Source organism: Pseudomonas laurylsulfativorans, from assembly GCF_002906155.1.
GTDB lineage: Bacteria > Pseudomonadota > Gammaproteobacteria > Pseudomonadales > Pseudomonadaceae > Aquipseudomonas > Aquipseudomonas laurylsulfativorans.
The window spans coordinates 448,597-468,351 of record NZ_MUJK01000002.1 but is presented as its reverse complement, the minus strand read 5'-3'; the positions used below and the strand labels follow the sequence as shown (position 1 = coordinate 468,351).

At 60.6% G+C, this 19,755-nt stretch carries 18 protein-coding genes; 16 read left to right on the top strand and 2 right to left on the bottom strand.

Going from position 1 to position 19,755, the window contains the following annotated elements; genetic code table 11:
* Positions 1–84: 84 nt before the first annotated feature.
* A complete protein-coding gene (locus tag B0D71_RS08460) occupies positions 85–777 on the bottom strand; it encodes a tellurite resistance TerB family protein (protein ID WP_103394376.1) in 693 nt (230 codons plus the stop codon).
* Between the two features lie 171 nt (positions 778–948).
* Between B0D71_RS08460 and B0D71_RS08455 the strand changes: the two genes are divergently transcribed.
* From B0D71_RS08455 to B0D71_RS08405, 11 genes are all read left to right on the top strand, one after another.
* Positions 949–1,863 carry a LysR family transcriptional regulator gene (locus tag B0D71_RS08455; protein ID WP_103394375.1) on the top strand — a complete coding sequence of 305 codons (915 nt, stop codon included), beginning with the start codon at positions 949–951 and terminating at the stop codon, positions 1,861–1,863.
* A gap of 144 nt (positions 1,864–2,007) precedes the next feature.
* Positions 2,008–3,465 carry a gamma-aminobutyraldehyde dehydrogenase gene (locus B0D71_RS08450; RefSeq protein ID WP_103394374.1) on the top strand — a complete coding sequence of 486 codons (1,458 nt, stop codon included), beginning with the start codon at positions 2,008–2,010 and terminating at the stop codon, positions 3,463–3,465.
* A gap of 225 nt (positions 3,466–3,690) precedes the next feature.
* Entirely contained in the window at positions 3,691–4,842 is a 1,152-nt protein-coding gene (gene ydcS / locus B0D71_RS08445) for a putative ABC transporter substrate-binding protein YdcS (protein WP_103394373.1), read from the top strand.
* A gap of 179 nt (positions 4,843–5,021) precedes the next feature.
* Positions 5,022–6,059: an ABC transporter ATP-binding protein gene (locus B0D71_RS08440; protein ID WP_103394372.1), complete on the top strand. Its 1,038-nt coding sequence runs from the start codon at positions 5,022–5,024 to the stop codon at positions 6,057–6,059.
* Between the two features lies 1 nt (position 6,060).
* Positions 6,061–7,008, top strand: a complete 948-nt coding sequence (locus B0D71_RS08435; protein ID WP_103394371.1) for an ABC transporter permease — start codon at positions 6,061–6,063, stop codon at positions 7,006–7,008.
* Positions 6,998–7,807 carry an ABC transporter permease gene (locus tag B0D71_RS08430; RefSeq protein ID WP_102699051.1) on the top strand — a complete coding sequence of 270 codons (810 nt, stop codon included), beginning with the start codon at positions 6,998–7,000 and terminating at the stop codon, positions 7,805–7,807. The genes B0D71_RS08435 and B0D71_RS08430 overlap by 11 nt, the downstream gene beginning before the upstream one ends.
* Positions 7,808–7,982: 175 nt before the next feature.
* Positions 7,983–9,407, top strand: a complete 1,425-nt coding sequence (locus B0D71_RS08425; RefSeq protein WP_103394370.1) for a gamma-aminobutyraldehyde dehydrogenase — start codon at positions 7,983–7,985, stop codon at positions 9,405–9,407.
* Between the two features lie 247 nt (positions 9,408–9,654).
* Complete coding sequence (locus B0D71_RS08420; protein WP_103394369.1) at positions 9,655–11,139, top strand: APC family permease; 1,485 nt, start codon at positions 9,655–9,657, stop codon at positions 11,137–11,139.
* Positions 11,140–11,201: 62 nt separating this feature from the next.
* Positions 11,202–13,064 (top strand): NAD(P)-binding protein, encoded by a 1,863-nt coding sequence (locus B0D71_RS08415; RefSeq protein WP_103394368.1) that lies wholly within the window; start codon positions 11,202–11,204, stop codon positions 13,062–13,064.
* 163 nt (positions 13,065–13,227) lie between these two features.
* Positions 13,228–13,476 (top strand): CopG family ribbon-helix-helix protein, encoded by a 249-nt coding sequence (locus B0D71_RS08410; RefSeq protein ID WP_056721085.1) that lies wholly within the window; start codon positions 13,228–13,230, stop codon positions 13,474–13,476.
* Positions 13,454–13,744 carry a type II toxin-antitoxin system RelE/ParE family toxin gene (locus B0D71_RS08405; RefSeq protein WP_103394367.1) on the top strand — a complete coding sequence of 97 codons (291 nt, stop codon included), beginning with the start codon at positions 13,454–13,456 and terminating at the stop codon, positions 13,742–13,744. The genes B0D71_RS08410 and B0D71_RS08405 overlap by 23 nt, the downstream gene beginning before the upstream one ends.
* A gap of 37 nt (positions 13,745–13,781) precedes the next feature.
* Here the strand turns inward: B0D71_RS08405 and B0D71_RS08400 are convergent, their stop codons facing one another.
* On the bottom strand, positions 13,782–13,967 hold the full coding sequence (locus tag B0D71_RS08400; protein ID WP_103394366.1) for a hypothetical protein: 186 nt from the start codon (positions 13,965–13,967) through the stop codon (positions 13,782–13,784).
* 418 nt (positions 13,968–14,385) lie between these two features.
* Between B0D71_RS08400 and B0D71_RS08395 the strand changes: the two genes are divergently transcribed.
* The 5 genes from B0D71_RS08395 to B0D71_RS08375 all read left to right on the top strand — a co-directional run bounded on the left by B0D71_RS08395 (position 14,386) and on the right by B0D71_RS08375 (position 19,627).
* The gene (locus B0D71_RS08395) at positions 14,386–16,014 is read left to right on the top strand and encodes a glucan biosynthesis protein D (protein WP_103394365.1); all 1,629 of its coding nucleotides are present in this window, start codon (positions 14,386–14,388) and stop codon (positions 16,012–16,014) included.
* Between the two features lie 354 nt (positions 16,015–16,368).
* Positions 16,369–17,283 (top strand): glutamate/aspartate ABC transporter substrate-binding protein, encoded by a 915-nt coding sequence (locus B0D71_RS08390; RefSeq protein ID WP_103394668.1) that lies wholly within the window; start codon positions 16,369–16,371, stop codon positions 17,281–17,283.
* A 195-nt stretch (positions 17,284–17,478) separates the two neighbouring features.
* The gene (locus B0D71_RS08385; RefSeq protein WP_103394364.1) at positions 17,479–18,225 is read left to right on the top strand and encodes an amino acid ABC transporter permease; all 747 of its coding nucleotides are present in this window, start codon (positions 17,479–17,481) and stop codon (positions 18,223–18,225) included.
* On the top strand, positions 18,225–18,896 hold the full coding sequence (locus tag B0D71_RS08380; protein ID WP_103394363.1) for an amino acid ABC transporter permease: 672 nt from the start codon (positions 18,225–18,227) through the stop codon (positions 18,894–18,896). Before B0D71_RS08385 ends, B0D71_RS08380 begins: the two co-directional genes overlap by 1 nt.
* The gene (locus B0D71_RS08375; protein ID WP_007975082.1) at positions 18,893–19,627 is read left to right on the top strand and encodes an amino acid ABC transporter ATP-binding protein; all 735 of its coding nucleotides are present in this window, start codon (positions 18,893–18,895) and stop codon (positions 19,625–19,627) included. Before B0D71_RS08380 ends, B0D71_RS08375 begins: the two co-directional genes overlap by 4 nt.
* Positions 19,628–19,755 lie beyond the last annotated feature (128 nt).

Sequence of the window (19,755 nt, the reverse complement as noted above, 5' to 3'; positions counted from 1 at the left end):
CGAGCCTGCTCGCGAAGGCGTTGTGTCAGTCGATGTACAGGTGCCTGACACACCATCTTCGCGGGCAAGCCCGCTCCTAAAGGTTTACAGCGAAGCCTGGCGAACCTGCTTCTCAAGCTCGGCTTTCAACCCTGGCTCCAGCTTTAGCTGCCGCGCCAGTTCGTCGAGGTAGGCCTTCTCCATGAAGTTTTCCTCGTCCACCATCATCACGCTGGCGATGTACATCTCGGCGGCGATTTCCGGGGAGCGGGCGGCGCGGGCGACATCGCTCGGGTCCAGCGGCTTGTTGAGCTCGGCGTGCAGCCAGTGTTGAAGTTCCTGGTCGCTGTCGAGCCGGGTGAATTCGCCTTCGATCAGGGCACGTTCACGCTCATCGACATGACCGTCAGCCTTGGCCGCGGCTACCAGCGCCTTGAGAATCGCCTGACTGTGCAACTCGACCTGCGCGGCCGGTACGCGGTCCAGGGTTTGCGGCTCCGTACCGGCTGCACCACCCTGCTGCGCCTGCCAGTTGCCGTAGGCTTTGTACGCCAGCACGCCCAACGCGGCGAGACCGCCGTAGACCGCGACCTTACCCCCGACTTTACGGGCCTTTTTGCTACCCAGCAGCAAGCCCATGGCGCCTGCCGCCAATGCCCCGCCGCTGGCGCCGGAGAGCAAACTGCCGAGGGCACCGGTGCTGCCGCTCGCGCCTTTTTGCGAAGAGCTGCCTGTCTTGTTCTGCAACAGGTCCTGGCCGGATTTGAGAAGTTGATCAAGCAATCCACGGGTGTTCATTTTTCGCCTCCACAGGACGTTTAACCTGAAATAAGGCCACCAGCCTAGTTGGAAAGTACCCACGCCCCGTGCGAGAGAGTGCTTCCAGATGTTGCATCGACACGCTGCCTATCGAAAAAAAAGATATAGACTCTCGTGAATCGATAAAAACAGCCCACCGGGTGCTTTCCCATGATGACCTTGCGTCAGATCCGTCATTTCATCGCCGTGGCCGAGACCGGCTCGATCTCGGCCGCCGCACAAACCGCGTTCATTTCCCAGTCGACCCTGACCCTGGCGATCCAGCAATTGGAGGAGGAAATCGGCGTCAGCCTGTTCAGCCGCCACGCCAAGGGCATGACCCTGACCCACCAGGGCCATCAATTCCTGCGTCAGGCGCACTTGATCCTGGCGACCGTGGATAACGCCAAGCGCAACCTGCAACAGAGCACCGATCAGGTCGCCGGGCAGTTGATCGTCGGCGTGACCAGCCTGGTCGCCGGTTACTACCTGGCGGATTTGCTCACCCGCTTCCAGCGCGCCTACCCCAACGTGGAAATCCGCGTGATGGAAGATGAACGCCCGTACATCGAGCATTTGCTGGTCAGCGGCGAGATCGATGTCGGCGTGCTGATCCTCTCCAACCTCGAAGACCGCCACGCCTTGCAGACTGAAGTGCTGACCCACTCGCCGCACCGGCTATGGCTGCCGGCCCAGCACCCGCTACTGGAACACGACAGCATCAACCTCGCCGACGTCGCCCGCGAGCCATTGATTCAACTGAACGTCGACGAAATGGACCGCAACGCCCAGCGCATGTGGTCGGCAGCCTCGCTGCAACCGCGTATCACCCTGCGCACTGCCTCGACCGAAGCGGTGCGAAGCCTGGTGGCTGCCGGATTGGGCGTGTCGATCCAGCCCGATATGACGTATCGCCCATGGTCACTGGAGGGCGACATCATCGAAGCACGGACGATTGCCGACCTCAGCCAGACCCTGGATGTCGGCCTCGCCTGGCGACGCGGCACAGCTCGGCCGGCGCTGGTGGACCCGTTTCTCACCGTTGCCCGCGAGCAACCCCACGGCGGGCGCAAGCCATCTATTTAATCGAACGCCACCTTCAGTATTTAGTATTTGTCGTCCTCGGGCCCGCGAACTAGTCTTGTTACAACTAATAAAGACGGCCGGGCCCCAGTCACAGGGAACGCTGGGATGTCTACACAAGAAGCAACACAAAAGAGAACCCGAAAAATGGCTGGCGCGCAGACCCCGTTGTTCACCGCATTGTTGATTGATGGTGAATTAGTCGCCGGTCAGGGTTGCGTCGAGCCGATTCTCAACCCGGCCACCGGCGAAGTCATCACGCAGATCGCCGAAGCCAGCACCGAGCAAGTCGAAGCCGCCATCCTCGCCGCCCACCGTGCCTTTGCCGGTTGGTCGCGCACCACGCCACAACAGCGTTCGAACCTGTTGCTGGACATCGCCAACGCCATCGAAAAAAACGCCGACCTGCTGGCCCGCCTCGAATCCATGAACTGCGGCAAGCCGTTGCACCTGGCCCGTCAGGATGACCTGAGCGCCACGGTCGACGTGTTCCGTTTCTTCGCCGGTGCCGTGCGCTGCCAGACCGGCCAGCTCAGTGGCGAATACCTGCCGGGCTATACCAGCATGGTTCGTCGCGATCCTATCGGGGTGGTGGCGTCGATTGCGCCGTGGAACTACCCGATCATGATGGCCGCTTGGAAAATCGCCCCGGCCCTCGCCGCCGGCAACACCCTGGTGTTCAAGCCGTCGGAACACACGCCGCTGTCGATCCTGGCCCTGGCGCCCGCGCTGGCCGAGATCCTGCCACGGGGGGTGATCAACATCGTTTGTGGCGGTGGCGAAGGCGTCGGCAGCCATTTGGTCAGCCATCCGAAGGTCCGCATGGTGTCGCTGACCGGCGATATCGTCACCGGCCAGAAGATTCTCCAGGCCGCCTCGAAAACCCTCAAGCGTACCCACCTCGAACTCGGCGGCAAGGCCCCGGTGATCGTCTGCAACGACGCCGACATTCAGGCCGTGGTCGAAGGCGTGCGCACCTACGGCTATTACAACGCTGGCCAGGATTGCACCGCTGCCTGCCGCATTTATGCCCAGGCCGGGATACATGACCGTTTGGTCGCCGAACTCGGCGCGGCCGTCAGCAGCCTGCGCTTTGCCGGTAAGCGCGACGCCGACAACGAAATCGGCCCGCTGATCAGTACCCGCCAGCGCGACCGCGTGGCCAGTTTTGTCGAACGCGCCCTCGGTCAGCCGCACATCGAGCGGGTGACCGGTGCGGCCGTGCATTCCGGCGCCGGCTTCTATTACCAGCCGACCCTGCTGGCCGGCTGCAAGCAAAGTGACGAGATCGTCCAGCGCGAAGTGTTCGGGCCGGTGGTTACCGTGACCCGCTTCGATGAGCTGGAACAAGCGGTGGACTGGGCCAACGACTCGGAATACGGCCTGGCGTCGTCGGTGTGGACCCAGAACCTCGACAAGGCCATGCAGGTCGCGGCGCGCTTGCAGTACGGCTGCACCTGGATCAACAGCCATTTCATGCTGGTCAGCGAAATGCCCCATGGCGGCCTGAAACGTTCGGGCTACGGCAAAGACCTGTCCAGCGATTCGCTTCAGGACTACAGCGTGGTGCGGCACATCATGGCCCGCCACGGACAGCATTTATAAAAGCGCACTACGCTAACAATTAGCCGTAAAGGCATTGATGTAGAAACGTTGAAACAAAGCGGTCCCCTTGTAGGAGCTGGCTTGCCAGCGAAGGCGTCCATCAGGACACCGCAAGGTTTGAGGGACTCATCGCCGGCAAGCCGGCTCCTACAGGATCGTGTTTACGACGTTGAAAACCATGTTCAAAAAACTGCCCCGACCATAATTAAAGAAGAGGGAATTCCCATGTTCGTGCACAAGACCGCACTGCTCAGTGCAATCACCACCGCGCTGCTGGCCAGCGCCGCTGTCCAGGCCGCCGAGCCGCTCAAAGCTGTCGGGGCGGGCGAAGGCCAACTGGATATTGTGGCCTGGCCCGGCTACATCGAACGTGGCGAGAGCGACAAGGCCTACGACTGGGTGACCGGTTTCGAGAAGGAAACCGGCTGCAAGGTCAACGTCAAGACCGCCGCCACTTCCGATGAAATGGTCAGCCTGATGGCCAAGGGCGGTTATGACCTGGTGACCGCATCCGGCGACGCGTCCCTGCGCCTGATCGTCGGCAAGCGTGTGCAACCGATCAACACCGCGTTGATCCCGAACTGGAAAAACCTCGACCCGCGCCTCAAGGATGCACCGTGGTACGTGGTCAACAAGCAGACCTACGGCACCCCGTATCAGTGGGGTCCGAACGTGTTGATGTACAACACCAACGTGTTCAAGACCGCGCCGACCACCTGGGGCGTGCTGTTCAATGCGGAAAACCTGCCGGACGGCAAACCGAACAAAGGCCGCGTGCAGGCCTATGACGGCCCGATCTACATCGCCGACGCGGCGCTGTACCTGAAAACCGCCAAGCCGGAACTGGGTATCCAGAACCCCTACGAACTGACCGAAGCCCAGTACAAGGCCGTGCTCGACCTGCTGCGCGCGCAGCAGCCGTTGATTCACCGCTACTGGCACGACACCACCGTGCAAATGAGCGACTTCAAGAACGAAGGCGTAGTCGCCTCCGGCGCCTGGCCGTATCAGGTCAACGGCCTGATGAACGAGAAGCAGCCAATCGCCTCGACCATCCCGAAAGAAGGCGCCACCGGTTGGGCCGACACCACCATGATGCACACCGAGGCCAAGCACCCAAACTGCGCCTACAAGTGGATGGACTGGTCGCTGCAACCGAAAGTCCAGGGTGACGTAGCGGCGTGGTTCGGCTCGCTGCCAGCGGTTCCGGCGGCGTGCAAGGAGAGCGAACTGCTCGGCGCCGAAGGCTGCAAGACCAACGGTTTCGACCAGTTCGACAAGATCGCCTTCTGGAAAACCCCGCAGGCTGAAGGCGGCAAGTTCGTGCCGTACAGCCGCTGGACCCAGGACTACATCGCAATCATGGGCGGTCGTTAACGCCCGAAGGTCCTTCGGACCTTATCGCCAACAAGCCGGCTCCTACACAGTCTGCGTACCCCTGTAGGAGCTGGCTTGCCAGCGATAGAGCGCGAAGCGCTCTTCTCTATCGATTCAGATTTTTCAGAAGTCCAGGCAGGGCCGCTGCGACGGCCTTCGCCTTTTTGGAGCACCGCACCATGACGCTTGCAGTCCAGTTCACCAACGTTTCCCGTCAGTTCGGCGAAGTGAAAGCCGTAGACCGGGTTTCCATCGACATCCAGGACGGCGAGTTCTTCTCCATGCTGGGGCCTTCCGGCTCGGGCAAGACCACCTGTTTGCGCCTGATCGCCGGTTTTGAACAGCCGAGCGCAGGTTCCATCCGAATTCATGGCGAAGAGGCCGCCGGCCTGCCGCCGTACCAGCGCGACGTGAACACCGTGTTCCAGGATTACGCGCTGTTCCCGCACATGAACGTTCGCGACAACGTCGCCTACGGTTTGAAGGTCAAGGGCATCGCCAAGGCCGAACGCCTCAAGCGCGCCGAAGAATCCCTGGAGATGGTCGCCCTCGGCGGTTATGGCGAGCGTAAGCCGGTGCAGCTCTCCGGTGGCCAGCGCCAGCGTGTGGCCCTGGCCCGCGCCCTGGTCAATCGCCCACGGGTGCTGCTGCTCGACGAACCCCTCGGCGCCCTCGACCTGAAGCTGCGCGAGCAAATGCAGAGCGAGCTGAAGAAGCTGCAACGCCAGCTCGGCATCACCTTCATCTTCGTCACCCACGACCAGACCGAAGCGCTGTCGATGTCCGACCGCGTGGCGGTGTTCAACAAGGGCCGCATCGAACAGGTCGATAGCCCGCGCAACCTGTACATGAAACCGGCCACCACCTTCGTCGCGGAATTCGTTGGCACCTCCAACGTGATCCGCGGTGACCTGGCCAGGCAGCTCAGCGGCAATCCGCAGCCGTTCTCGATTCGTCCGGAACACGTGCGCTTCGCCGAGGGTCCGCTGGCCAGCCACGAAATCGAAGTCACCGGCTTGCTGCACGATATCCAGTATCAAGGCAGCGCCACCCGCTACGAGCTGAAACTGGATAACGGCCAGACCCTGAACATCAGCAAGGCCAACAACCAGTGGCTGGACACCAGCGCCCAACACCAGACCGGCCAGCGCATCAGCGCACGTTGGGCACGCGAAGCCATGATTGCGTTGCAAGACACCGTTGCGGGCGGGGTGTGACATGAACACCTTGGCTATCTCTCAAAACCAGTCGGGCGGCTCGCCGTTGCGCCGGTTCTCCAACCTGCTGTATCGCCGGCCGAACCTGTACCTGTCGATGTTGTTGGTGCCGCCGCTGATCTGGTTTGGCGCGATCTATCTCGGCTCGTTGCTGACGCTGCTGTGGCAAGGTTTCTACACCTTCGATGACTTCACCATGGCGGTCACCCCCGACCTGACCCTGGCAAACTTCGCCGCGCTGTTCCAGCCGTCAAACTTCGACATCATCCTGCGCACCCTGGGCATGGCGATTGTCGTGTCGATTGCCAGCGCCATCGTCGCGTTCCCGATTGCCTACTACATGGCGCGCTACACCACGGGCAAGACCAAGGCGTTTTTCTACATCGCGGTGATGATGCCGATGTGGGCCAGTTACATCGTCAAGGCCTACGCCTGGACGCTGCTTCTGGCAAAGGGCGGCGTGGCGCAGTGGTTCGTCCAGCACCTGGGGCTGGAACCGGTCCTGCAATTCGTGCTGGGTATTCCGGGAGTGGGCGGCAGTACCTTGTCGACCTCGCACCTGGGGCGCTTCATGGTGTTCGTCTACATCTGGCTGCCGTTCATGATCCTGCCGATCCAGGCCTCGCTGGAACGCCTGCCGCCATCGCTGCTGCAGGCCTCCGCCGACCTCGGTGCCAAGCCTCGCCAGACCTTCATGCAAGTGATTCTGCCGCTGTCGATCCCGGGCATTGCCGCTGGCTCCATCTTTACCTTCTCGCTGACCCTGGGCGACTTCATCGTGCCGCAACTGGTGGGCCCGCCCGGCTACTTCGTCGGCAGCATGGTCTACGCCCAGCAAGGCGCCATCGGCAACATGCCAATGGCCGCTGCGTTCACCCTGGTGCCGATCGTGCTGATCGCCATCTACCTGTCCATCGTCAAACGTCTGGGGGCCTTCGATGCACTCTGAAAAAGCATCCTTAGGTCTGCGCATCGCAGCCTGGGGCGGGTTGGTGTTCCTGCACTTCCCGATCCTGATCATCTTCCTGTACGCCTTCAACACCGAAGACGCAGCGTTCAGCTTTCCGCCCAAGGGCTTCACCCTGAAGTGGATCGGGGTGGCGTTCTCGCGGCCAGACGTGCTCGAAGCCATCAAGTTGTCGTTGCAGATCGCCTCGATTGCCACGTTGATCGCCATGGTCCTCGGCACGCTGGCGTCCGCCGCGTTGTACCGCCGGGACTTCTTCGGCAAGCAAGGCATCTCGCTGATGCTGATCCTGCCGATTGCCCTGCCGGGGATCATCACCGGGATCGCGCTGCTGGCGACCTTCAAGACCCTGGGCATCGAGCCGGGGATGTTCACCATCATCGTCGGCCATGCGACCTTCTGTGTGGTGATCGTCTACAACAACGTCATCGCCCGCTTGCGCCGCACCTCCCACAGCTTGATCGAGGCCTCGATGGACCTCGGCGCCGATGGTTGGCAGACCTTCCGCTACATCATCCTGCCGAACCTCGGCTCGGCGTTGCTGGCCGGCGGCATGCTGGCGTTCGCGCTGTCGTTCGACGAGATCATCGTCACCACCTTCACCGCCGGCCATGAACGCACCCTGCCGCTGTGGCTGCTCAACCAGCTCAGCCGCCCACGGGACGTGCCGGTGACCAACGTCGTGGCGATGCTGGTGATGATCGTGACCATGTTGCCGATCCTTGGTGCCTATTACCTGACCCGGGGCGGCGAAAGCGTTGCGGGTAGTGGCGGCAAATAACCGAATAACTGAAGGAACCCGATCCCCTGTAGGAGCGAGCTCGCTCGCGATGATCGCAAGCACACCGCGCTTAACCAGACTGAACGCGTCATCGTTCACGTCCATCGCAAGCAAGCTCGCTCCTACAGGGGCAAGGTTTCAGCAGAAAAATACAAGTGTTAGTGAGGACAGAGCCATGCAAACCAAATTATTGATCAACGGCCAATTGCTCACCGGCGAAGGCCCGGCCCAACCGGTGTTCAACCCGGCGCTCGGCCGTGTGCTGGTGGAAATCAACGAAGCCAGCGAAGCCCAGGTCGATGCCGCCGTGCGTGCCGCCGACGCCGCGTTCGACAGCTGGTCGCAGACCCCGCCCAAAGAGCGCTCCCTGCTGCTGCTCAAGCTCGCCGACGCCATCGAAGCCCACGGCGAAGAACTGGCCAAACTGGAATCGGACAACTGCGGCAAGCCTTACAGCGCTGCGCTGAACGACGAGATTCCGGCGATTGCCGACGTGTTCCGTTTCTTCGCCGGCGCCAGCCGCTGCATGAGCGGTTCGGCCGGTGGCGAGTACCTGCCGGGCCACACCTCGATGATCCGCCGCGACCCGGTGGGCGTGATCGCCTCCATCGCGCCGTGGAACTACCCGCTGATGATGGTCGCCTGGAAAATCGCCCCGGCCCTGGCCGCCGGCAATACCGTGGTGCTCAAGCCGTCGGAGCAGACGCCGCTGACCGCCCTGCGCCTGGCCGAGCTGGCGTCGGAGATCTTCCCGGCCGGTGTACTCAACCTGGTATTCGGTCGTGGTCCTAGCGTCGGCAGCCCGCTGGTCACTCACCCGAAAGTGCGCATGGTGTCGCTGACCGGTTCGATCGCCACGGGTTCGAACATCATTTCCAGCACCGCCGACAGCGTCAAACGCATGCACATGGAACTGGGCGGCAAGGCCCCGGTGATCATCTTCGACGACGCCGACATCGATGCCGCCGTCGAAGGCATACGCACCTTCGGTTTCTACAACGCCGGGCAAGACTGCACCGCCGCCTGCCGCATCTATGCCCAGGCAGGCATCTACGAGAAGTTCGTCGAGAAGCTCGGCGCCGCCGTCAGCAGCATCAAGTACGGTTTGCAGGATGATCCATCGACCGAACTCGGTCCGCTGATCACCGCGCAACACCGCGACCGCGTGGCCAGTTTCGTCGAGCGCGCCATCGCCCAGCCACACATTCGGTTGATCACCGGCGGCAAGGCGGTCGAGGGCAACGGTTACTTCTTCGAACCGACCGTGCTGGCCGACGCGCAGCAGGATGACGAAATTGTCCGTCGCGAAGTGTTCGGACCGGTGGTGTCAGTGACCAAATTCAGCGATGAAGCTCAAGTACTGGGCTGGGCCAACGACTCGGACTACGGCCTGGCGTCGTCGGTGTGGACCGCCGACGTTGGCCGCGCCCATCGCCTGTCGGCGCGCTTGCAGTACGGCTGCACCTGGGTGAATACGCACTTCATGCTGGTCAGCGAAATGCCCCACGGCGGTCAGAAACTGTCCGGTTATGGCAAGGACATGTCCATGTACGGGCTGGAGGACTACACCGTCGTAAGGCATGTGATGTTCAAGCATTAAAAGCATCGCCGGCAAGCCGGCTCCTACAGGGTTTTGGTCGTTCATGTGATTGGCGTACACCAAAAAACCTGTAGGAGCTGGCTTGCCAGCGATGGCGTCACCGCAAATTCAAGGAAGAAGCCGGCACCAGCACCAACAGGCACCCCCCAAGAAAACAAAACAATAACCACCGATCCGGGCGGCGCTCCCAAAGCCCCGCCACGGTTTCGGACATCCGAAATCTGCCGATTTTCCGGAGCAAACACACATGAGTGCATCACCCGATCTCTCTACGGCCGTTGCCGACAGCGATGCCGAGCAGCTACGCAAACTGGGTTACACCTCCAACTTCAATCGCAGCATGAGCCTGTGGGAAAACTTCGCCCTCGGCTTCACTTACCTGTCCCCGGTCGTAGGGGTTTATACCCTGTTCGGCCTGTGCCTGGCCGCGGGCGGGCCGCCGATGTTCTGGGCGTACCTGCTGGTCGGTTGCGGCCAGTTGCTGGTGTGCCTGATCTTCGGCGAAGTGGTTTCGCAGTTCCCGATTTCCGGCGGCGTGTACCCATGGGCCCGTCGCCTGGTGGGCAAGCGCTGGGCGTGGATGGTTGGCTGGATCTACTCCATCGCGCTGTGCGTGACCATCGCGGCGGTTGCCGTGGGTGCCGGTCCGTACCTCGCCGCCATGATGGGCTTTGAGCCGAGCAACAACACCAACATCATCATCGCCCTGTTCCTGACGCTGTTCGCCACCCTGGTCAACCTCAGCGGCACCAAGGTGCTGGCGCGGATCGCCATGTTCGGCTTCCTCTGCGAACTGGTCGGTGCAGTCATCGTGGGCGTTTACCTACTGATTTTCGAGCGTCATCAACCGATCAGCGTGTTGTTCAACACCTTCGATATCAGCGTCGACGGCTCGTACCTGCCGGCGTTCCTCACCGCGTCGCTGGCGGGGATGTTCCTGTATTACGGCTTCGAGGCCTGCGGCGACGTGGCCGAAGAAACCCCGAACCCGAGCAAGAAAATCCCGGTGGCCATGCGCATGACCATCTATATCGGCGGCATCGCGGCGATGTTCGCCTGCCTGGCGCTGATCCTGGCCGTGCCAGACATGCAGGCCGTGATCAACGGCACCGACAAGGACCCGGTCACCACCATCCTCAACAACGCGTTCGGGCCGGTGGGTTCGAAAGTCGTGATGGGTGTGGTGATGATTTCCTTCATCTCCTGCGTGATCAGCCTGCAAGCGGCGGCCAGTCGCCTGCTGTATTCCTACGCCCGTGATGAAATGGTCATCGGCAGCCGACTGCTGAAGAAGATTTCCCCTACGACTCAGGTTCCTGTTGCCGCGCTGTTCGTGTCTGGCGTCCTGCCAGCACTGATCATCATCCTCGGCTTCTTCCTGCAGGACGCTGTCGCCACCATCGTCAGCTTCGCGGCGATTGGCATCTACCTGGCGTTCCAGATGATCGTGCTCGCAGCCCTGTATGCGCGCATGAAAGGCTGGAAGCCGAGCGGCAAATTCACCCTCGGCGCCTGGGGCTGGGCGGTGAACATCGGCGCGCTGGTCTATGGTGTCGGTGCCATCATCAACATGGCCTGGCCACGTACGCCGGACGCTGCGTGGTACATCAACTACGCGATGGTACTGAGTACCGCCATCGTGATCGGTTTGGGCCTGCTCTACATGTGGATCGCCAAACCCTATGACCACGGCACTGCCCCTGCGGGCGATGCCTGGAAAGTCAGCCGGTAACGGCATTCGCCCCGGTGCCGTTGTGGTGCCGGGGCGATCTAAAAAACCTACAAGGATTGAACATGGATATCACCCGCCGCGACTTTCTCAACGGCGTCGCTGTCACCATCGCTGCCGGCATGACCCCTCTGCAACTTCTCCAGGCCGCCCCCGACGGGCGCTATTACCCACCGGCCCTCACCGGCCTGCGGGGCAGCCACGTCGGCTCGTTCGAAATTGCCCACCAGATGGGCTGGGAGAAAAAGGTCTTCGACACCGACAAGCTGCCGATCACCGAGGAATATGACCTGGTGGTGGTAGGAGGCGGCCTCAGCGGTCTGTCCGCGGCGTGGTTCTACCGTGAGAAACATCCGAAAGCACGCATCCTGATTCTGGACAACCACGACGACTTCGGCGGTCACGCCAAGCGCAACGAATTCTCCGCCGGTGGTCGTATGATCATCGGCTACGGCGGCAGTGAAGCCTTCCAGTCGCCGAACCATCTGTACAGCAAGGAAGTGAACGGTCTGCTGAAGAATCTCGGGGTGAACATCAAGCGCTTCGAGACAGCCTTTGATCGCCAGTTCTACCCGGGCCTGGGCCTGTCCCGCGGGGTGTTCTTCGACAAGGAAAACTTCGGCGAAGACAAACTGGTGACCGGCGACCCGACGCCGATGGTGGCCGACGACATCGCTCCCGACCAGTTGCACGCCCGCGCTATCCCGGATTTCATCAACGACTTCCCGCTGCCGGAAGCCGACCGCCAGGCGTTGATCGCTTTGCACATGACGCCCAAGGATTACCTGCCCGGCAAAACCACTGAGGAAAAAACCGCCCACCTGGAAGCCACCAGTTACCAGGATTTCCTGCTCAAGGATGTAGGCCTGTCGGCACAAGCGGTGAAGTATTTCCAGAGCCGCACCAACGATTTCATGGCCCTGAGCATCGACGCGGTCGCCGCGTCCGACGCCTACTCGGTCGGTTTCCCAGGTTTCAGCGCGATGAATCTGGAACCAATCAGCGAAGAAGCCCAGGCGGAAATGGAAGAGCCCTACATCTACCACTTCCCTGACGGCAACGCCTCGCTGGCCCGGTTGCTGGTGCGCAGCCTGATCCCGGCCGTGGCGCCGGGGCACACCATGGACGATATCGTCCTCGCCCCTTTCGACTACGCCAGACTCGACCAGGCCAAAGCCCCGGTGCGCATTCGCCTCAACAGCACAGCGGTGAGCGTGCGCAACGTTGGCAGTGGCGTGAACGTCGGCTACAGCCGTGGCGGCCAGCTCAGCCAGGTGCGCGGCAAACACTGCATCATGGCCTGCTACAACATGATCATCCCGTACCTGCTGCGCGACCTGCCGGCCGAACAATCCCACGCCCTGAGCCAGAACGTGAAGTTCCCGCTGGTCTACACCAAGGTGGTGATCCGCAACTGGCAGTCATTCCAGAAGCTCGGCGTGCATGAAATCTACGCCGCGACCCAACCCTACAGCCGCATCAAACTCGACTACCCGGTGAGCATGGGCGGCTACGATCACCCGAAAGACCCGACACAACCCATTGGCCTGCACATGGTCTACGTGCCCACCAGCCCCAACAGCGGCATGAACGCCCGCGACCAGGCCCGCGCCGGCCGTGGCCGTTTGTACGGCCAGAGCTTCGAGCAACTGGAAGCGCAACTGCGCGATCAATTGCAACGCATGCTCGGCCCTGGCGGCTTCAACCACGAAACCGACATCCTCGCCATCACCGTCAACCGCTGGTCACACGGCTACGCGTACTTCTCCAACAGCCTGTACGACGATGCCGATGAGAGCGAGAAACTGATGAATCTGGCGCGTCAGCCAGTAGGACGGGTGAGCATCGCCAACTCGGACGCGGCTTGGAGCGCGTATGCCCATGCGGCGATCGATGAGGCGTATCGGGCGGTGGGGGAAGTGGGTTAACCGCATTCCGATGCATTAGCATCCGGCAACACATCCCTCTCTCCCATTGGTGTTGACCACACTAGAGTTTCGTACAGCCCATGCGCGCTGCGGTTGACGAAAATCCCGACTCGGCCTAGGGTGTTTACGTCGTTTACAGCGTATACACCTTAGGAGAGCCATCATGGCCTCACCCGTTTTGTCTTTTCGTGTCGAAGAACAATTGGCACAGCAGCTGGATTTATTGGCTGCGGCGACCGACAGAGATCGTCAGTACCATCTCAAGCGTGCATTGGTTCGATATGTGGAAGCCGAGTCCTGGCATCTGCAAGCCATCAGTGACGGCATCGCCGATGCCGACGCGGGGAAACTCACCGACCTGGATGCCGTGAAGGCTAAGTGGGCAAAACGTGCCGAGCGTAGTACTGACTGAAAAAGCCGAAAGCGATCTCGATGCCATCCACGAGCACTACCGAAAGGTAGTTGGCGTAAAACCCGCTCTCGAAATCATTTCCACGATTTTGCAATCCTTTGAATTGTTGGAACAGTTTCCCGGTTCGGGCAGGCCTTCAGGCATGCCCGATGTCCGAGAATTGGTACTTGGCCGTTTTCCCTTTATCGCCCCTTACCGATTTTCCCAAGGCCAAGTACAAGTTCTGCGCGTGTTGCATCAGCGATCCGAACGCTCTGAGGATTGGTAGATGAGGGCATCCAGCTAGGACGAGATGCCCCTTTTCTTCAAAACCGCGAAACACTCCTCATCGCATCCACCAGATACCTCATCGCAATCCTGTCGTTCTCCGACAACTCCCGATAGCGCTCCACCAACTTCATTTCCTCGCTATTGAGCCGGCGTCTTCGGCGCCCCAGGGCCAGACACGGAAAGATTCCCAACATTTCGGTGATGTTCTGTACTTTCGACATGGACGATGTCCTTCTCTATACGTCAAAGAAAACTGCAACAAACCGCATCGCCCTAACCCTTTTTCAGCAGCGCCTCGTGCCAACTGAACCGCACCGGCCAGAAGGGCATGAACCGGTCATGTGCACAGAATAGAAATATTCCGGGCGCTGAAAAGTGGTTTTTAGAGTAATTAGTCAAAAAAAGCAGAAATGCCCTCTAAATCAGAACCCCCTGTCGGAATTGTTTCCCGACATGTCTTGTTTCATTGCCGAGCCAGCGTCGTGCCATCAATCAATTTTGCTCTGCAATCGAACGGTTTAAGCTAGCCGGCATCTGTGTAAAAGTCCGTTGCGTTTGGCCGAAGGCATGTCCGAACCGATATTTCTGATCCAGCACGTGCCAGGAACGGCGCGGGATTGCTCACGACAGGTTGTATTTATGCACCGCAGGAATTTGCTCAAAGCCTCCATGGCCATCGCGGCCTACACCGGCTTGTCCGCCACGGGCCTGTTGGCCGCCCAGGCCTGGGCCGCCAGCGGCGGCACCGCTGATGGCGAGGCCACCGCGTTCGACTTCGAGGCGCTGAAACTCCAGGCCAAGCAGCTCGCCAGCAATCGCTACCAGGACACCAAGCAACAGTTGCCGCCGACCCTGGCGACCATGACGCCGCAGAACTTCAATGCGATCCGCTACGACGCCAACCACTCTTTGTGGAATGACCTGAACGGTCAGCTGGATGTGCAGTTTTTCCACGTCGGCATGGGGTTCAAGCAGCCGGTGCGCATGTACAGCGTCGATCCCAAGACCCGCCAGGCGCGTGAGGTGCATTTCCGCCCGTCGCTGTTCAACTATGAAAACACCACGGTCGACACCGCACAGCTCAAGGGCGACCTGGGTTTCTCCGGCTTCAAGCTGTTCAAGGCCCCGGAACTGGACAAGCACGATGTCGTGTCCTTCCTCGGCGCCAGTTACTTCCGTGCGGTGGACGCCACTGGCCAGTACGGCTTGTCGGCCCGCGGGCTGGCCATCGACACCTACGCCAAGAAGCGCGAAGAGTTCCCTGACTTCACCAAGTTCTGGTTCGAGACACCGGACAAGGACAGCACCCGCTTCGTGGTCTACGCCCTGCTCGACTCGCCGAGCGCCACCGGTGCCTACCGCTTCGATATCGACTGCCAGGCCGAGCGCGTGGTGATGGAGGTCGACGCCCACGTCAATGCACGCACCGCCATCGATCAACTGGGCATTGCGCCGATGACCAGCATGTTCAGCTGCGGCACCCACGAGCGCCGCATGTGCGACACCATTCACCCGCAAATCCACGACTCCGATCGCCTGGCCATGTGGCGCGGCAACGGCGAGTGGATCTGCCGTCCGCTGAATAACCCGGCGACCCTGCAATTCAATGCCTTCGCCGACAAGGACCCGAAAGGTTTCGGCCTGGTGCAGACCGATCACGAGTTCGCCAGCTACCAGGACACCGTCGACTGGTACAGCCGTCGCCCGAGCCTGTGGGTCGAGCCGACCACCGCCTGGGGCGAAGGCTCGGTCGACCTGCTGGAAATCCCCACCACCGGCGAAACCATGGACAACATCGTCGCCTTCTGGACCCCGAAGAAACCGGTGGCGGCCGGCGACTCGCTGAATTACGGCTACAAGCTCTACTGGAGCGCACTGCCGCCGGTCGGCACACCACTGGCACGGGTAAACGCCACCCGTTCCGGGATGGGCGGTTTCACCGAGGGCTGGGCGCCAGGCGAGCATTACCCGCCAGTCTGGGCCCGTCGTTTCGCCGTGGACTTCACGGGCGGCGGCCTGGACCGTTTGCCTGAAGGCGCGGGCATCGAGCCGGTCGTTACCTGCTCGAACGGCGAGGTCAAGGATTTCAGCATCCTGAAACTCGATGACATCAAGGGTTACCGTGTCCTGTTTGACTGGTACCCGACCAATGACAGCGTGGAACCCGTCGAGCTGCGCCTGTTCATCCGCACCAACGACCGCACGCTGAGTGAGACCTGGTTGTACCAGTACTTCCCGCCCGCGCCGGACAAGCGCAAATATCCCTGACATATCCTCCCCGTAGGAGCCGGCTTGCCGGCGATGGCGATCTCGAGACCGCTATCGCCGGCAAGCCGGCTCCTACAGGAAGCGATGCAGGCAATCAGCCATTCGGTTTTCCGAACGCGACCTGCGGGTCGGTTCGGTTAACCGGATCATTCAGCTTCAACTTTCGCGCCATAAATATTTAATTTCCTTATAAATCAATGATTTGACCTATTCGCACTGGTCTGGCACGAGTCATGCTCTACACTTCTTCGACGAATGTCCTTTGCGCTCACTCATCGTAGCGCTCAGGTGTTTTGCAGCACAAAAGGGCCGATGAACTGGCTCCATAAAAAAAACAATGTCGAGGAAAATTTGATGCGCATCGTTCCCCATATCCTGGGCGCAGCCATTGCTGCCGCTCTGATCAGCACTCCGGTTTTCGCCGCCGAACTCACCGGCACCCTGAAGAAGATCAAAGAGTCCGGCACCATCACCCTGGGCCATCGCGACGCTTCCATTCCGTTTTCCTATATCGCGGACGCTTCCGGCAAACCGGTCGGCTACTCCCACGACATCCAGCTGAAAGTCGTCGAGGCCCTGAAAAAAGACCTCGACATGCCGAACCTCCAGGTCAAGTACAACCTGGTGACTTCGCAAACCCGCATCCCGCTGGTGCAGAACGGCACCGTGGACCTCGAGTGCGGCTCCACCACCAACAACGTCGAGCGTCAGCAGCAAGTTGACTTCTCCGTTGGCATCTTCGAAATCGGTACTCGTCTGCTGTCCAAGGCAGATTCCAAGTACAAGGACTTCCCTGACCTGGCCGGCAAGAACGTCGTGACCACCGCCGGCACCACGTCCGAACGCATCCTCAAGGCGATGAACGCCGACAAGCAGATGGGCATGAACGTCATCTCCGCCAAAGACCACGGCGAGTCGTTCCAGATGCTGGAAACCGGCCGTGCCGTAGCTTTCATGATGGACGACGCCCTGTTGGCCGGTGAAGCGGCCAAGGCCAAGAAGGCAAGTGACTGGGCCGTAACCGGCACTCCACAGTCCTACGAGATCTACGGCTGCATGGTGCGCAAAGGCGACGAGCCGTTCAAAAAGGCTGTGGATGACGCCATCAAGGCCACCTACGCATCGGGCGAGATCAACAAGATCTACGAAAAATGGTTCATGCAGCCAATCCCGCCAAAAGGCCTGAACCTGAACTTCCCGATGAGCAACGAGCTCAAGGCCCTGATCGCCAATCCGACCGACAAAGCGGCTGACGACAAGAAGTCCTGATTTCTGACTAACCTTATCTCCTGAGAGGGCCCATGCCCTTTCAGGAGGTTGTCACTTCCTGCTGGCATTTTTTGGAAACACTCGAACCGGTGGCTGTCGAGCCGAGCGCGTGTGCCTGACTCTCAAGGTCGGGCGGGAACGGAGCTTCCCCCAGGCGGGTACTTGTACATCGATCGAATCCGAGGGGAGACCCTAATGAATTACAACTGGGACTGGGGCGTGTTCTTCAAGTCCACCGGCGTGGGCAGCGAGACCTATCTCGACTGGTACGTGACCGGTCTGGGCTGGACCATCGGCATCGCCATCGCGGCCTGGATCATCGCCCTGACACTGGGCTCGATCCTGGGCGTCATGCGCACCGTGCCGAACCGCATCGTATCGGGCATCGCCACCTGCTACGTCGAACTCTTCCGTAACGTGCCGCTGCTGGTTCAGCTGTTCATCTGGTACTTCCTGGTACCCGATCTGCTGCCGGCGGACCTGCAAGAGTGGTACAAGCAGGATCTGAACCCGACCACCTCGGCCTTCCTCAGCGTCGTCGTGTGCCTGGGCCTGTTCACCACGGCGCGTGTTTGCGAACAGGTGCGCACCGGTATCCAGGCCCTGCCAAAAGGCCAGGAATCCGCGGCCCGCGCCATGGGTTTCAAGCTGCCGCAGATCTACTGGAACGTGCTGCTGCCCCAAGCCTACCGGATCATCATTCCGCCGCTTACCTCGGAGTTTTTGAACGTTTTCAAGAACACTTCCGTGGCCTCGCTGATCGGCTTGATGGAATTGCTCGCGCAGACCAAACAAACCGCCGAGTTCTCCGCCAACCTGTTCGAAGCCTTCACCCTGGCAACGCTGATCTACTTCACCCTGAACATGAGCCTGATGTTGCTGATGCGTCTGGTCGAGAAGAAAGTCGCCGTACCGGGCCTGATCTCCGTAGGGGGTAAATGATGGAATTCGACTTCTCGGGCATCATCCCGTCCCTGCCGGGCCTGTGGAACGGCATGGTCATGACCCTCAAGCTGATGGTCATGGGCGTGATCGGCGGCATCATCCTCGGCACGATCCTGGCGCTGTGCCGTCTGTCCCACAACAAGCTGCTTTCGAACCTGGCCGGCGCCTACGTCAACTACTTCCGCTCGATCCCGTTGCTGCTGGTGATCACCTGGTTCTACCTGGCGGTACCGTTCGTGCTGCGCTGGATCACCGGCGAAGACACGCCGATCGGCGCATTCGCCTCGTGCATCGTGGCCTTCATGATGTTCGAAGCGGCGTACTTCTGCGAAATCGTCCGCGCCGGTGTGCAGTCGATTCCCAAGGGCCAGATGGGTGCTGCCAAGGCACTGGGCATGACTTACGGCCAGATGATGCGCCTGATCATCCTGCCGCAGGCATTCCGCAAGATGACACCGCTGTTGCTGCAACAGAGCATCATCCTGTTTCAGGACACCTCGCTGGTCTACGCCGTCGGCCTGGTGGACTTCCTCAATGCTTCGCGCGCCAGTGGCGACATCATTGGCCGTTCCAATGAGTTCCTGATTTTCGCGGGTCTCGTGTACTTCATCATCAGCTTTTCCGCCTCGCTGCTGGTCAAGCGTCTGCAAAAAAGGTTCGCCGTATGATCTCTATCAAAAGCATCAACAAGTGGTATGGGGACTTCCAGGTACTGACGGATTGCAGCACCGAGGTCAAAAAAGGCGAAGTGATCGTGGTGTGCGGGCCATCCGGTTCCGGCAAATCGACCCTGATCAAGTGCGTCAACGCCCTGGAACCGTTCCAGAAAGGCGACATCGTGGTCGACGGCACCTCCATCGCCGACCCGAAGACCAACCTGCCGAAACTGCGTTCGCGCGTAGGCATGGTGTTCCAGCACTTCGAACTGTTCCCGCACCTGACCATCACCGAAAACCTGACCATCGCGCAGATCAAGGTATTGGGCCGCAGCAAGGAAGAAGCCACCAAGAAAGGCCTGCAACTGCTTGAGCGTGTCGGTCTCTCGGCCCACGCCCACAAGCACCCGGGCCAACTGTCCGGCGGCCAGCAACAGCGTGTGGCGATTGCCCGTGCGCTGGCGATGGACCCGATCGTCATGCTGTTCGACGAACCGACCTCGGCGCTCGACCCGGAAATGGTCAACGAAGTACTCGACGTGATGGTGCAACTGGCCCACGAGGGCATGACCATGATGTGCGTGACCCACGAAATGGGCTTCGCCCGTAAAGTGGCCGACCGCGTCATCTTTATGGACGCCGGCAAGATCATCGAAGACTGCAAGAAAGAAGAGTTCTTCGGCGACATCAGCCACCGTGCCGAGCGCACACAGCACTTCCTCAACAAGATCTTGCAGCACTAAGAAAAACACCGCTCCTTCTGTGGGAGCGGGCTTTTGTGGCGAGGGGGCTCGCCCCCGTTGGGTCGCGAAGCGGCCCCTGCATTGCAAAGTCGAACCGCATGCACAGTGTTTACGACTGCTTCGCAGCC